12 protein-coding genes are annotated in these 15197 nt (G+C 49.3%); 6 read left to right on the top strand and 6 right to left on the bottom strand.

Annotation, left to right across the window (positions count from 1 at the left end; genetic code table 11):
• Nucleotides 1–25 precede the first annotated feature (25 nt).
• The 4 genes from KIS77_19385 to KIS77_19400 all read left to right on the top strand — a co-directional run bounded on the left by KIS77_19385 (nt 26) and on the right by KIS77_19400 (nt 2939).
• Nucleotides 26–298, top strand: coding sequence for a hypothetical protein (locus tag KIS77_19385; protein MCW5924491.1), 273 nt, complete (start codon nt 26–28; stop codon nt 296–298).
• A 171-nt stretch (nt 299–469) separates the two neighbouring features.
• Nucleotides 470–1153 carry a response regulator transcription factor gene (locus KIS77_19390; protein ID MCW5924492.1) on the top strand — a complete coding sequence of 228 codons (684 nt, stop codon included), beginning with the start codon at nt 470–472 and terminating at the stop codon, nt 1151–1153.
• Nucleotides 1150–2412: a hypothetical protein gene (locus KIS77_19395; protein ID MCW5924493.1), complete on the top strand. Its 1263-nt coding sequence runs from the start codon at nt 1150–1152 to the stop codon at nt 2410–2412. The genes KIS77_19390 and KIS77_19395 overlap by 4 nt, the downstream gene beginning before the upstream one ends.
• Complete coding sequence (locus KIS77_19400) at nt 2409–2939, top strand: two pore domain potassium channel family protein (protein MCW5924494.1); 531 nt, start codon at nt 2409–2411, stop codon at nt 2937–2939. Before KIS77_19395 ends, KIS77_19400 begins: the two co-directional genes overlap by 4 nt.
• A gap of 131 nt (nt 2940–3070) precedes the next feature.
• Here KIS77_19400 and KIS77_19405 read toward each other — a convergent pair whose 3' ends face one another.
• From KIS77_19405 to KIS77_19425, 5 genes are all read right to left on the bottom strand, one after another.
• A complete protein-coding gene (locus KIS77_19405; GenBank protein MCW5924495.1) occupies nt 3071–3787 on the bottom strand; it encodes a M48 family metallopeptidase in 717 nt (238 codons plus the stop codon).
• The gene (locus KIS77_19410; protein ID MCW5924496.1) at nt 3787–6936 is read right to left on the bottom strand and encodes an HsdR family type I site-specific deoxyribonuclease; all 3150 of its coding nucleotides are present in this window, start codon (nt 6934–6936) and stop codon (nt 3787–3789) included. Before KIS77_19410 ends, KIS77_19405 begins: the two co-directional genes overlap by 1 nt.
• Nucleotides 6933–7373, bottom strand: coding sequence for a GxxExxY protein (locus KIS77_19415; protein MCW5924497.1), 441 nt, complete (start codon nt 7371–7373; stop codon nt 6933–6935). The genes KIS77_19410 and KIS77_19415 overlap by 4 nt, the downstream gene beginning before the upstream one ends.
• A 95-nt stretch (nt 7374–7468) precedes the next feature.
• Nucleotides 7469–8698, bottom strand: a complete 1230-nt coding sequence (locus KIS77_19420) for a restriction endonuclease subunit S (GenBank protein ID MCW5924498.1) — start codon at nt 8696–8698, stop codon at nt 7469–7471.
• Nucleotides 8699–8755: 57 nt separating this feature from the next.
• Nucleotides 8756–11335: a type I restriction-modification system subunit M gene (locus tag KIS77_19425; protein MCW5924499.1), complete on the bottom strand. Its 2580-nt coding sequence runs from the start codon at nt 11333–11335 to the stop codon at nt 8756–8758.
• A gap of 239 nt (nt 11336–11574) precedes the next feature.
• Between KIS77_19425 and KIS77_19430 the strand changes: the two genes are divergently transcribed.
• On the top strand, nt 11575–13998 hold the full coding sequence (locus KIS77_19430) for a TonB-dependent receptor (GenBank protein MCW5924500.1): 2424 nt from the start codon (nt 11575–11577) through the stop codon (nt 13996–13998).
• 66 nt (nt 13999–14064) lie between these two features.
• Nucleotides 14065–14478: a PepSY-like domain-containing protein gene (locus KIS77_19435; protein MCW5924501.1), complete on the top strand. Its 414-nt coding sequence runs from the start codon at nt 14065–14067 to the stop codon at nt 14476–14478.
• A 54-nt stretch (nt 14479–14532) separates the two neighbouring features.
• Here KIS77_19435 and KIS77_19440 read toward each other — a convergent pair whose 3' ends face one another.
• Entirely contained in the window at nt 14533–15126 is a 594-nt protein-coding gene (locus KIS77_19440) for a Uma2 family endonuclease (protein MCW5924502.1), read from the bottom strand.
• Nucleotides 15127–15197 lie beyond the last annotated feature (71 nt).

Raw genomic sequence — 15197 nt, forward strand, 5'->3', positions numbered from 1 at the left:
ACAGAAATCTATAAAACAGAGGATTATGAAAAAAAACGACATTTACAATCTGACTGACGAAGAACTATTAGCCGAGAAAAAAAAGATGAGGAAATCTAAACTCTTTTATGCTATTTGGATCGGCTTTCTGGCTGGAATATTCCTTTTCGGAGTTGTTTCTTGGGGTCTATCTTCAGAAAAAAGATTGGGATACCTTATTCCAATGTTGATTCCCGTTTTTTTCATTTACAAACTGCTTAAAGCCCCAAACAACCATAAGGAATTGGAAGATGTCCTGAAAGAGCGCAAACTTAACTGAAGTATCAAGGAAAGTACAGGAGGCACTAGATCAAATCGGGCAGTGCGGGTTCGGGGCTGCCGACAACGTGCAAATCTCCACTTTAAAGTGGCACTGTAAACCGGGGGGCAGGACGGCAACAGCAACACGTCCGCCCAAATTCATCCAAAATCCGGCCCGTATTTTCGCCCCATGAAAATCTTGCTCATTGAGGACGAGCCGGAACTGGCCGCCACCGTCCGCGAGTACTTACAGGGCGAGGGCTACCGCGTCGAACACGCCGCCGACTTCCCGACCGCCGACGAAAAAGCCGCCCTGTACGAATACGACTGCCTCATCGTGGATGTCAACCTGCCCGGCGGCGGCTCGGGCCTGGATGTAATCCGAAACCTGAAAAAAACACGCCCCGAGGCGGCCGTCATCATCGTCAGCGCGCGCAACGCCCTCGACGACCGCATCATCGGCCTGAAACTGGGGGCCGACGACTACCTGACCAAGCCCTTCCACCTGCCCGAACTCAACGCCCGCATCAAGGCCCTGCTCCGCCGCCGGCATTTTGGCGGCATCAACGACCTCGTCTTTCACGAAATACGGGTCCGACCAAACGAGCGCAGCGTGGCCGTCGGGGATGCCGCGCTCGACTTGACCCCGAAGGAATACGACCTGCTGCTCTATTTTTTGGCAAACCCCAACCGCGTCCTGCGCCGCGAAAGCATCGCCGAACACCTGCTCGGCGACGATGCCGACCAAATGGACGACTTCAACTTCATCTATTCGCACATCAAAAACCTCCGCAAAAAACTCCTCGACCGCGGCTGCGGCGACTACCTGCGGGCGGTTTACGGTATCGGCTACAAATTCACGAACAAGCCATGAAACTCCTGCACCAAACCCAACGGATGTTCTGGCGCGTCGCGCTGCCGGTATTTGTGGCGGCGGGCGTGGCGATATACATCGTGCTGTACCGCGTCATCCTGCACGAGACCGACGAACAACTATCGGACACCCGTTTTGCCCTGGAGGAATTTGCGCGAGCGCACGACACGTTGCCCGCGTTTTTCCAGCGCATCGACGCGCGCCTCGTCGCCGTGCCCATGCCGCCGGGAGCGACCGATTTCGGCGAAAAACTGGCGGACACCATGCTGCTCAATCCACTCGAAAATGAACTCGAACCCTTCCGATACCTTGCTTTCCCGATGCAAATCCGAGGGCAATGGGTGCAGGTATCCATCTTTCAGAGCACGTTGGAGCAGCAAGAACTCGCCATGCTGGTCGTGGCCATGCTCGCCCTTGCGTTCGGACTCCTGTTCGGGGCCATCCTTTGGGTCAATCGGGCGGTTGCGCGGAACGTGTGGCAGCCGTTCTACCAGACCCTCGATGCCATGCGCGACTTCCGACTCACCGACCAGGAGCCGCTGCGCCTGCCGCCCGCCGCCGCACAAGAGTTTCGGGAACTCAACGCGACCCTCGAAACCCTCACCGACCAGGTGCGCAAGGATTTTCAGACCGTCAAAAAATTCACGGAAAACGCCAGCCACGAGCTGCAAACACCGCTCGCCGTCATTCAGAACAAGGTGGACCTGCTCCTGCAAGACGAAAATCTGAGCGAAGCGCAGGGGCGCCACCTCGACCTCGTGGGCCAAAGCGCCCGGCGCATGGCCCGGCTCAACCAGGCGCTGCTGCTGTTGTCGAAAATCGAAAACAACCAGTTTGCCGAGAAACAACCGGTGCCGTTGAAGCCGCTTGTTGAGAAAAAATTAGTGTGGCTCGAAGATTTTATCGCCGAAAAACGGCTCGCTGTCGAGGCTGATTTGACGGAAAAAACACTCGTCATCAATCCGTTTCTCGCCGAAACGCTCGTGGCCAACCTGCTGACCAACGCCGTGAAACACAACCTGCCCGACGGCTGGCTGCGCGTTGTTCTGGACGCGCAATGCCTCCTCGTGGAAAACGCCGCTGCGCCGCCGGGCGCACCCGTCGAAACCCTGCGGGAGCGGTTTGCCCGCGGAAACAGCCCAACCGATGGGCTGGGCCTGGGCTTGGCCATGGTGGGGGAAATTTGCGCGCAGGAAGGTTTCGGCCTCGAATTGGTTTTTGCGGAGGACATTTGGGCGACTAAAATCAGGTTCGCATGAAGCATCTCCACGCAACAATCAAATATGTGACCGTCATCCTGCTGGGGGTTGCGGTCTTTCTCTTCGATGCTTACGAATTGACCAACCCCACCGTCAGCGAAGCGATACTGCTGGCCATCAGCGTGGCCAAATCGGGCTATTTCATTTGGTTCACCCTGACAAACATCCGGGCGACCACCATGCGCGAGTTCTACTTCCACGAGTTCATCCCCTTTGTCGTGCTCACGGTGCTGCTCATCGTGCTGTCGTTCGGCATTGATTACTTTTGCCTGTACCACATCCAGAAGGATGCCTTTGCGGGCAGTTTCGACCCCGGTCAGGGCGCGGCCACCTTCCTCGCATTCCTGTATTTCAGCGTGACTACGTTCACCACCGCCGGACTCGGCGAAATCATCCCGCAGGCATCGAGCGCGCGGATTTTTGTCATGTTCGAGCTGTTCGTCTCCTTCTTCTTCACCATTCTGGTCATCGCCAACATCGCCCAAATCCGGGATTCCTTCAGGAAGCAGTCAAAACAGGGGGAATGATGGAGAGGGGGCAGCATTTGGCCGACCTGCCTGACGTCTTCATCAGGCAAAGACGGCGGAATGAGGGCTTTGACCTGCATATCAGGCGGGACCGCGCTTGGCCATGCCCCGGCAAACAACCTTACGCTGCCTCAGTAACTCCAATCCGCATGACTGACGGGCAACTTGTTCAACTCCGTTTTCAGTTGCTGCCAGTTGGGTAGGTGGGTGTCCATGAAATACTGAAATCGGTCGTTGTGGTGTCGTTCCAATAAATGCACCATTTCGTGCACGATAATGTATTCCAAACAATGTTCAGGTTTCTTTGCCAATTCGAGGTTGAGCCAAATCCGTTTCTTTTCGATGTTGCACGAACCCCACTTGGTTTTCATTTGCTTTACTTGCCAATCGTCAACTTTTACGTTCAATATTTTCTCCCATTTGTCTATGATGGCAGGGATTTGTTTTTTGAGTTGCACCCGATACCATTCGGTCAGGATTTCGTGTCGCTTTGCGGTTGGTGTGTCGGGCTTGATGTGCAGTTCAATGAACTTCTTGTTTTTCAAAACTACTTTCTGTGTTTTGTCTGTCTCCACAATGTTGAGCAAATACCGCCTGCCCTGAAAGTAGTGGCTTTCCCGTTGTTTGTATTCTCTTGGTGAAATGCGTTCCTGTCCTTCAAACTTTCTTTGGTTGCGTTTTATCCAGCCAAGTTTTGAAAGGGCAAACAGTCGGATGGCGTCTTCGCTGACGGACAATGGCGCCGCAATGCGCACCCTTCCTGTCGGTGGGTAAACAGCAAGATGGATGTTCTTGATGTCTTTGCGCACGATATCTATTTTTATGTTGCCGATAGTGATTTGCTCCATCAATAGTCCCGTTGATTCTTTACCAAATCAAAAATGCGATGCACTTCCATGTCGTCCATGATGCCGTGGCGATTCAGTACTTCCGTGATGGCATTCCGCACGGCTTTCGATTTCTGGATGTTATCCCGCCAACCGTCTTTCTTTGTTGTCAGGATTTTGTGGTCCAATTCGGTTGCCAGGGCTTCCTGTCGCCCCAGGTTGTCGAACAAGGCCCGTTTGGCGTTGGTGTTGACGGCGCCCGGGTAGTCGGTGGCGGCACCTGGCTTTTGGACTTTCCCCGACAAAGCAATGATTTCATTCAAATACTTTTCATATTTCAACGTGGCTTCTTTTCTCATTTTAATGAGTTCGTCCAACAGCACACTCATTTTCTCGTAGTACATGGGGTTGGTCGGGCTTTTTTCGATGATGACTTTGCGCAGGTTGTTTTCGATGGACTCTGCCATGGCATCGGGATTGCCGGATATGCTTTTGGGGAGTTTTTCGTAAGTGGTTTGTGGCTCCTGCACCAGCATTTCCACAAGGCTCATGTCGTCAAAGTTGGCAAGCAGGCGGCTTTCCTCTGCCCCGATGTAACTGTCAATCAAATGCCGCATGGCTGGCTCGTATTGCTTTAAATCAATATAGTCGCCACTGGCTAACTGAATTTCTTTGCGGACATTTTCAAAATGCTTGATGTCGGCTTTGATGGCTTCCGTTTCCTTTTCGGTGTAACCTGCCTCTTTCATTTCATCGGCTATGTTGGCATAAGCCCGAATGAGAGCAATGGTCAATTTATATAGGGCAACACGTCTTGGCTCAGTGTCTTTTAGTTCATCAGGGTTTTCTGTATTGCTTCCGCAGAAGTAACGAATGTGTTCAATTGTTCCTTTGGGTGGCTCAACGGGTTCAACCAATACTTTAATGGCTTCCAATGCTTCGTCCAATCGTTCTTTACCTTTCTGCAAGCGGTTTTTCAAAAGTCCGTCAATATCCTGTTTCTCGTAACCGCTAAACGCTTCGGAAGTGTAATCATTAAATGCCTGTTCCAAACTCTTGAACAAGTCCATGTAGTCAATGATGTAGCCGTAATCTTTATCGTCTCCATCCAAACGGTTTACACGGCAAACGGCTTGAAACAACCCGTGGTCTCTCAGTTTCTTGTCAATATATAGATACGTGGCACTCGGAGCATCAAAACCTGTAAGCAGTTTATTTACCACAATCAGCAGTTTCATTTGTGCAGGTTCTTCCACAAATTTTTTCTTCACTTCGGTTTCAAACTGCTCAACCTTCTTTAATGCTTCCTCTGGTGTTTCGTTGAAGTATGCGGAAAGCATTTTTTGATAAATCTCAAACCGCTGCAATTTCTCTGTATAGTTGTCTCCTTCGCCTTTTATATCGTTGGCATTGGGAACGAATGATGTTACTATCGCACAATTTTTCAATCCTGCATTTTGAAACAACTCATAATAACGGCAAGCATTGTAAATACTATCGGAAACCAACAGGGCATTGCCTCTGCCGTTTTGCAGTCGTTCTTTTTTCTCCATATCCATCACCACATCCAACACAATTTTTTCCAATCGTGATTTGCTGCTGAACACTTTTTTCAAGGTTCCCCAACGCTGTTTCAATTCGGCTTTGGCAAAGTCGGTCAGTCCTCTTGTTTTCAGTTCAAACCATTCATCTATCTTGTCGGGTGACTTAATGTTTTGCTCAATGTCTCGGGCTTCATAGCGTAAATCCAACACCACTTTGTCCGCTACGGCTTCATTGAATTTGTAGGTATGAATGTATCTGCCGAAAACTTCCAAACTGGTTTGCTTGTCGCTTTTCAACAATGGCGTTCCGGTGAAACCGATAAACAAAGCATCGGGAATAAATTGCTTCATGGCTTCATGCAATTTCCCCGATTGTGTTCTGTGGCACTCGTCCACAAACACATAAATGTCGCCTTTGGCTTTAAAATCGCTTGGAATACTGCTGCGGAGTTCCTGCAAGTATTTTTCTACATCTTCATCGGTGGCTTCTTCGCCTTTGTCTTTGCCACCAAACTTGTGAATGAGTGAACACATCAGCCAGGGCGAAGTGTCGTTGAGTTGTTGCAGTAAATCCCTGCCGCTTTTGGTGCGGTAAATGTCTTCCTGAACGCCTTTGTAAACCTTTTCAATTTGTTCGTCCAGTTCTTCACGGTCGGTAATGATGAGCACCCGTGCATTGTCGTTAAACTCTCTTATCCATTTGGTAAGCCACACCATGGTCAAACTCTTTCCGCTTCCCTGCGTGTGCCAAATGATGCCGCCTTCTTTTCGCTTTACAAAATCCTGAGCCGATTTGATACCAAAATACTGATTGGGTCGGCAATGCTTTTTGATGCCACGGTCAAACACAATATAATCGTGCAGCAATTCAATAAAGCGTTCTTTGTTCAGTAGTTCAATGATGTTTCTGTCTAAAGGATAATCATACTTGGCTGCCTTGTCCCGAATGGGTTTTGTAATTTCCAACAGATGCGGAAATTCTTTGCCCGTTTCTTCGGTAACTTCTTTCCATTTCAAAAAGTATTTCTCTTTGGTTTCAATGGCACCATACGCCAAACCTTCAATGTCGTTACCTGCCATTACATACTGAATGGTGCTGAAAAACGGCTTGATGAAAAGATGCTTTTGATTGTCTAAATTTTGGCGAATACCTTCTGAAATGGAAACCGTGCTGCGTTTCAATTCCAGCACACCCAAGGCAATGCCGTTTACATACAGCACAATGTCGGGGCGTTTTTTGTGTATGCCTTTTATGGTTACTTCTTCGGCAATGGCAAAATGATTGGCAAGCGGATTTTTCCAGTCAATGAGCCAAACCGTTTTTTTGTTTTGCCCAATTTCGGGCTGCACCGTTACGCCATAGCGGAGCAGGGAATACACTTCTTTGTTTACATCATACAGCGATTTGCTTTGGTCGCCTGCGGCTTTGGTAAATTCATAAATGGCTTTGTTCGTTAGATTTTCATCATAGCGTTCTAACAACCATTTACGCAAAAGTTCTTCTTCTATGTTGCTGTTGTTTTCCCGTTCTTCCCAATTGCCCAAGTATTCGTAGCCCAGTTCGTTTTGGAACAGTTTTACCACACGGTTTTGGGTTTCGCGTTCTATTTGTCCTACTTTGCTCATTTGTCAGAATTAGGATTTTTAAGATTAGACGATTGTAGGATTTGCTTTTTGTATTCCTTGTTTTCGGGATGATTTACATTGTAAACTCTTTTGAACTCCAAACTTTTTCCGCCAAAATTGATAAGCAACCCAATTGGTAAATTATATGCCTGACAATAGTTCATGGCTTGTGCCAAATGGACATCTTCTAATTTTATCAATGCTTTCAGCTCTACCATTATGCACTCCTCCACAAAAAAATCTACCCTGCGGGTGCCAATGTCTTCGCCTTCGTAAAAAATGGTCATTTCCATTTCTCGCTGAAATGTCAAACCCTGCTTTGCCATTTCAATAGCCAAAGCCCGTTGATAAATTACTTCCTGAAAGCCATTGCCCAGCGTGGTATGAACTTTCATAGCACAACCGATGATTTTATGTGTTATTTCTTCGTGTTTCATTCTCAATTCTTTTAGCGTTAATTGTCAGAATTAGGATTTTTAGGATTAGATGATGGTAGGATTATTGGTAAAGAAAATCCTATCATCCTGAAATCCTACGAATCATAATTCAGACGTATTTTCCCCGTCAGCAGCACCTGCATCATGCCTTGCTTCATCATTTTGTATTTCTCCAATTGCATTTCCAATTCCTGAATTTCATTGTCCATGTCGGAAAGGATTTGGGCAATAGCATTTTGCTCTGTTTTTGTCTTTGGCAGTTTAACAATTATTTTCTTCAAATGAGCAGGACCAAAATTCGGTTGAGCACCACCAGTTATTAATAAGTCAATTTGCTCTTTGAAATATTTCGATTTCAAAAACTCATGCAAAAAATTGTAATCAAGGTTTTTTAATGGCTTAAATCTTATTACACTGGTGTTCATTAATAGTGGCAAATCTCTTTTTCTCACAACTGCTACTTTACCATAACTATTTCCAGAACTTGCAACTACTATATCGTCTTCATCAATTTCAAAATGTTTATACATTCTATTAAATTCTTCAAGAGAGATATATCTATCCGTTCTGTCAAGGTTTAAGAAACCGTTTTCAAGATTTGTTACATTAATTACTTTGATACCAAACTTCGTGAATTGCCAATTTCTTAAACCGGGACCTTCTTGAAACCAACATAAATTTAGAAGTGGTTCACTAATCCAATCATCTGTAAATCCATTCAGTCTTTTCTTACCAGTCAGCAACTCCTGCATTGCCCCTGTTTTGATGTTTCGCTTTTTGGCAATGAGTTGTTCTAATTTTTGAATGAGTGCATCGGCATCATTTAAAGCGGTGGCAATGGCGGTTTGCTCGGCTTTGGTGGGGGGACAAGTAAACTTTGTATTCCTTAGGATACTGTTGTATAACCTTTGTATTGTTCCACCTTCTGTGCTGTATTTTACAACTTGCAGAATATGAAAAAGAAACTCATTGGGGATGAGTGTTTCATTATTTTCAATCCAAACGATGTTTGAGTCCTGATAATATGAAGGGCTTCCATCGTAAATCAAAGTCCTACCGATAGTTCCTGCTGCCGAAATAAGAATATCACCCTTTTTCGGAAATGAAAAACGCTGTCGGTAATTATCGTATAATTTTTTGCTTATGTAGGCATCTGGTTCTTTTCCGAAAGTCCCAATTTTGAAAAATGGAATTTCACCTTGCTCTTTTGTTTCATGGTTAAAAACCCTTCTGCACATACGGACTTCACCAACCTCACCAAGAGTTTTCACTTCCCAATCAATAGGAATAGTGCCAATTTCTGTATGTTTAAATCCTTCTACCATTGTCTGAATTATGATTTTTAAGATTTTAAGATTTTAGGATGTTAGGATGTTAGGATGTTAGGATGTTAGGATGATAGGATTATTTTTCTTTTGATTGGTGTCTGGATTTGCATGTTCAGATTTTGTAATCTTATCATCCTTTAATTCAACAAATCCTAATTCAGACAGTTGCCAGTTGTAGCCCATCTTTTTCAAATGCTTTTCCACCTTTTTAGTCAGTTCATCTACTTCGTTTTGCAGCTTGGGCAGGGGTGTTTCGTAGCGGTCTGCCAGTTCTTTTATGCGTTGGGTCAGGCGGTGGCTGATGTTGTCCATTTCGGTGCGTATGCGTTGCTCCATATTTGCCATCCATTTCTTTTCCACCACAATGGTTTTTATTTCGTCAATGGTCAGTTTGGGGTATTGGGCAATCACTTTCTTTTCCAATTCGGCTTTGGCGGCTTTTATTTGGGTTTGGGTGTCGGCTTCTTCGTCCATCAATTTTTTGTAGGCAGCCAGCATATCCAATTCTTCGGCATTGTCTTCGTTGCGTTTGCCCAATTCTTTAATGGCTTTGGCAAGGTTGGCTTTGCTTATTTTGCCTTTGTCGTCTAAGGCATTGGCAAGCAAACCGTCTTCGCCCCCGTGTTCGTCACGCATTTCTTCCATGCTGGCGTTCAGCGTTTCCGCTTTGGCTTCGAGTTCTTCAATGGCTTTTTGTGCTGCGGCAAAATATTCCTGTATTATCAAGGCAGGGGGTATCAATCTGCCTTCTAATCCTTCAATACCCGCCACCTGTTTCACCATTTCCTTATCGCCTTTTTTGGTTTTCTTCTCTTTGCGTTTCACTTCGTTTCCTGCTGCCCAACCATCAGCGGCTATTTCGTAAAAGTCGTCCTGCATGGCTTCATCGTTACCGTCAGGGCTCCAATAGTCCATCAGGTGCTGATACATGGCGTATTTGTCGGTCAGTTGTTTGTTGTCGTAATGTTTCAGCAGGTTTTCAGAAATGGTGTGTATTTCGTGTTTGGGTCGTAGTCCTTTGTCCAATGCCTTGGTATAGGCAATGGTTTCGGTTTTCCATTGTTCAAATACCTGCTCCATTTGCTTGCCAAAAGCCGTAAACTCAGGATGGTTGAAAATGGTGCTTTTGATTTCATCGCTGGCTATAATCAGTTCGTAATAATCGGGACGGTTTTCAATGGGCTTGAATAAAACCGATTTCAGTGTTGGATACACTTTCCAGTAATTTTCCAAAGCATCAATATCCCGCTTGGGTATGCCACCCAGCAAATGGGCTTCTATGTCTTGAATGTCTTCCGCTTCCTGGCTGTCAATGTAGCGGGGAATGTTCAGGTTGTAATCGTTCTTTGGGTCGGCTATTTCTGTAATCGGAACCAGTCGGGCATATTTTTTATCGCTTTCGTTTTGCGAATTGAACGTGTCCACTATTTTGTGAATGTCCTGCTCACGAAGTCGGTTTTTGTTTCCATCTTTCTTGAAGCCCTTGCTGGCATCAATCATAAAAATGTGTGTCCGCTTATCGGCATCTTCCTTGTCCAGCACAATCAGCGAGGCGGCAATGCCTGTTCCGTAGAACAAGTTGGGCGGCAAACCAATAATGGCTTTGATGTAGCCCTTTTTAATTATCTGCTTGCGGATTTCGGCTTCTGCATTGCCCCGAAACAGTACACCCAAAGGCAAAACGATACACGCCTTGCCTTTTGATTTCAACGATTTAATCAGGTGCAACAGAAAAGCAAAGTCGCCATTCTTCTTTGGCGGAATGGCATCGTAACCCTCAAAGCGTTTGTAAATGTCGTTCTTGGGGTCAAGTCCGTTCATCCACGCCTTGTAACTAAAAGGCGGATTGGCTACGGCATAGTCGAAGGTTTTGAGTTCGCCTGTGGTTTCATCGGTAAACAGGGGCGAAGCCATGGTGTTGCCCTGCACAATTTCGGCATCGGCAAAGTTGTGCAGCCACATATTCATTACGGCTAATGCACGGGTGGCATTGTCGTTTTCCTGTCCGTAAATGGTGATGCCGTGCGGGGCAAGGTCAGCCGCTTTCAGCAGCAACGAACCCGAACCGCAGGTAGGGTCGTAAATGGTTTCGCTTTGGCTTTTGGAATTTTTAATGCCAATCACTTCCGCCATCACACGGGAAACTTCCGAAGGCGTATAGAATTGTCCTTTGCTCTTTCCGCTTTCGGTAGCGAAGTGCCGCATCAGGTATTCGTAGGCATCGCCCAGCAAATCGTCTCCGTCTGCACGGTTAGCAGAGAAATTGAGTTCAGGTTTATTAAAGATGTTGAGCAGGTTGGTCAGGCGGTCAACCTTTTCTTTTCCTGTTCCCAGTTTGGCATCATCGTTAAAATCGGCTTCGGTAATGATACCCGAAAGGTTGTTGTTCTTGGCAAACTCGCCAATGATTTTATTGATTTGGTCTCCAATGTCCGATTTGCCCCTGTGTTGGAGCATATCGTAAAAAGTGGTTCCGGGTTTTAATTCAACCAGCGGGTCTTTCTTATCGGAAACGTATTTCATAAACAACATCACCAATACATAATCCTTGTATTGGCTGGCGTCCATACTGCCTCTCAGTTCGTCACAACTTGCCCAGAGAGAGGCGTAGAGTTCGGATTTTTTTATGGCCATTGTTACTTCTTGTCCGGTTAATTTAGCATTCGTTGCAAGGAATTAGCCCAACTGGTTCGCGCAAGGCAGGGAACGGCAAAATTAGGCAATCGCCACCTACAAAGCCATCAAAAGTCGGTTTGCGATTCGGCCGGGGGCGCACGGGACGCTTTGCCGGGCTTTCCCTGCCAAGTATTCCTCAGTCCCCCAAATTCCTCCAAAATCCCCCCACACCTTTGCGCCCTAAAACACATATCGTCATGAAAATTTTCCTGATTTTATTCCCAGTCCTGCTGTGCTCGGCCCTTGCGCCCACCTTGTACGCCCAAGCGCCGGGCAGCGGCGTGACGGTGCACGGCAACGTGCAGGACGCACAGACCAAAGCCGCCTTGCCCTACCTCACCCTGGTGCTGAAAACCGAAAAAGACAGCGCCTTTGTGGCCGGAACCCTCACCGACGAAGCCGGCGCCTTCACCTTTTCGGGGCTGAAAAAAGGCACCTACCTGCTCGAGGCTGGCCTGCTGGGCTATCAGCCCTTGCGCAAACGGGTATTGGTGGGCGAACTGAGCGCCTACCTTGACTTGGGCGCGTTGGCCATGCTGGAAGATTCCAAAGCGCTCGGCGAAGTCGTCGTCACCGCCAAGGCCGACGAGGTGTCGGGCAAGATGGACAAAAAAACCTTCACCGTGGCCGACAACATCAGTCAGTCGGGCGGCTCGGTACTGCAGGCCATGTCCAATCTGCCGGGCGTGACCGTCGGGCAAGACGGCAAGGTGCAGTTGCGCGGCAGCGACAAAGTGGCCGTTTTGATTGACGGAAAACAGACCGCCCTCACCGGCTACGGCTCCCAAACCGGCCTCGACAACCTGCCCGCCTCGGCGCTGGAGCGCATCGAAATCATCAACAACCCCACGGCCAAGTACGATGCCAATGCCAGTGCGGGCATCATCAACCTCGTTTTCAAAAAACAGGAACAGCAGGGGTTCAACGGCAAAATCGGCATGATGGCCGGCGCCGGCGCCCTCTGGGTCAAGCGCGAAAACCTGCCCACCATCCGACCGCAGTACCAAGGGACACCCAAACTGAACCCCTCTTTTTCCGTCAATTACCGCAAGCAGGCCACCAACGTCTTTTTGCAGGGCGACTGGCTGTATGCTCCCACCCTGAACAAAAACGAGTTCTCCACCCGCACCTACGACGACGGGACGGTCATCTTCCAGCAGGTGAAGCGCAACCGCCGCACCGACTATGCCACGGCCAAAACAGGCATTGACCACACCTTCAACGCCCGCAACACCCTGAGCGTGTCGGGGCTGTTCAACCGCGAAAAAATCCTCGACAACGGCGACAACCCCTACTTCGAGGGCAACCTCGAGAACCGCTACCGCCTGTGGCAGTTCCTCGAAGACGAGGTGAAGTACACCGCCTTTGGCACGGCGGTTTTTACCCACAAGTTCCGGCAGCCGGGGCACACGCTCCTGCTCACCGGCAACTATTCCTTTCACCGGGAAGACGAACAGTACTTTTTCACCAACACCCTGCCGGCATTCACCGGGCAGGATGCCTTCAAATTGCTCTCCGACGAACACGTCTGGGATTTCAACGTGGACTACACCAAACCGCTCCGGCAGGGGCGCCTCGAAGCCGGCTTCAAGGGGCGCTACCGCTCCATTCCGGTCAATATGCAGTTTTTCCCCGGGGAAAACTCCCCGCTCGACACCGGCGCAGGCGGCTGGGCCAATTACTATGAAAAAATACCCGCCCTCTATGGAAACTATGTTTTTGAAAGCGAAAAAATCGAACTCGAAGGCGGGCTGCGCGTCGAGTATGTGCAGGTGGACTACCAGGTGAACCCCGACCACAACACCTACAAAAGCGACGGCTACCGCTACTTTCAGCCCTTCCCCAACCTGCGGGCCGCGTACAAATTCGACGAGCGCCACAAAATCTCGCTCTTTTTCAACCGACGCGTGGACCGCCCCAACGAGGTGGACATCCGCATTTTCCCCAAATACGACGAGCCGGAACTCATCAAAGTGGGCAACCCGACCTTGCGCCCGCAGTTTACCACGTCCGTCGAACTGGGCTACAAAACCACTTGGGCACGGGGCAGTTTCTACGCGGCGGCTTATCACCGGATGATCGAGGGTACCATCACGCGCATCGCCACGCAGGTGCCGGGCAGCGTGCTGCTGTACAATGTTTTCCAAAATGCCGGGCGCAGTTGGAACACGGGAGGCGAGTTTGTGTGGCAGCAAACCGTGTCCAAGCGCCTGTCGCTGAGTGCCAATGCGAACGTTTACCGCAACACGTTCGGGGCTTTCTCGGTTGTCAACCAATACCCTGTGCCAACCACCTATTCGGCCAAACAGCAACAACTCGTATCGGGCAATTTCAAACTGAACGCCGCCGTCAAACTCCCCGGAAACTGGGAAACGCAGATTTCGAGCGTCTATCTGGCGCCCGACCTGTTGCCGCAAGGGCGCATCGGCAGCCGTTATGCGCTGGATTTGGGCCTGAAAAAAAGCATCCAGCAGGGCAAGGGCGAGTTGGTGCTGAATGCCACCGACCTGCTCAACACCATGCAAATACGCAAGACCATCGAGGGCACCAATTTCAGGCTGGAAAGCACGGACTACCTCGAAACACAGGTCGTTCGGGTGGGGTACAGCCGCAAGTTTTGAGCGCACGGGATTGCTCCAAAATCGCCTCCAAACGTTGTCGCATCATTCACAAAAAAATAGTTTGCTATGAAAAAGAGTCTGTTTTTGAGCCTGCTCGCGCTCACGTCGTGCTTCGCCGCATTCGGCCAAAAGAACCCGCCGCAGTCCGTGACGAACAGTTTTAGTCAACAATTCCCGGGCGTGACCAAGGTGGACTGGTCGCGGGAAAAAAACGGCGAATGGGAGGCCGAGTTCCGGGCGGCAGACGGTCGGGAGACATCGGCCAACTTTTCGCCCGATGGCACCTGGCTCGAAACCGAAATGGAAATCGCCGTGTCGGACCTGCCCGCCGCCGTCCGCGATGCCGCGCTGAAACTGTACCCCGGCAAAAAAATCAAGGAGGCCGCCCGTGTCACAAGGGCTTCGGGCCAGACGCTCTACGAAGTGGAAATCGGCAGCAAGGACGTGCTTTTTGATGCCGCGGGGAAGTTGGTTCGATAAGTGGGCCGGCGGTGGCCTTCCCGCAGGAGCGTACAGCGCAGGCCGGGCAAGGGTTTAAATGTCGAACACATCGGCGAGGGGCACCTCCATGCCGGGCACGACAGGGGTGGTCACGGTATCGCCCGAGATGTAGGGGCGCAGGCCGATGTAGCGGCCGTTTTCGTTGAGTTGAAAAATTTGCACGCTGCGTTCGCCGGGGTGTACGAGCCAGTACTCGCGCACCCCGGCTTCCTCGTATAGGTCGAATTTGTCTTTCATTTCCGTTTGGCTGTTGCCGGGCAAGAGGATTTCGATCACGAGGTCGGGCGCGCCGATGCAGCCGCGTGCGTCCAATTTATCCGGGTCGCAAATCACACAGAGATCGGGTTGGACGACCGTGGCCACCTCCTTGTTTTTCAGTTTGTTGAAGCGGGTGAGGCGTACGTCGAAGGGGGCGGAATACACTTGGCAAGGGCTTTTCCAGAGCGCATTTGAAAAAAAATGTTGCAGGTTGCTGCTGATGCCCTGGTGCGCCCGATTGGGCGCGGCCATCTGGCGGATTTTACCGCGCAGCAATTCCACGCGCTCCTGAATTTTCCAAGTGAGGTAATCCGCGTAGGTGTATGTGCCTTCGGGGTCCAGTTGGCTGAGCGATGTGATAGCAGGCATGGGTTGTTTTTTGCAAAAGTAGGGAGCCCATGCCAAAACCGAAACCTTTCGTAACATTGCCTCCCCCTTTT

It is taken from the genome of Saprospiraceae bacterium (assembly GCA_026129545.1).
GTDB lineage: Bacteria > Bacteroidota > Bacteroidia > Chitinophagales > Saprospiraceae > M3007.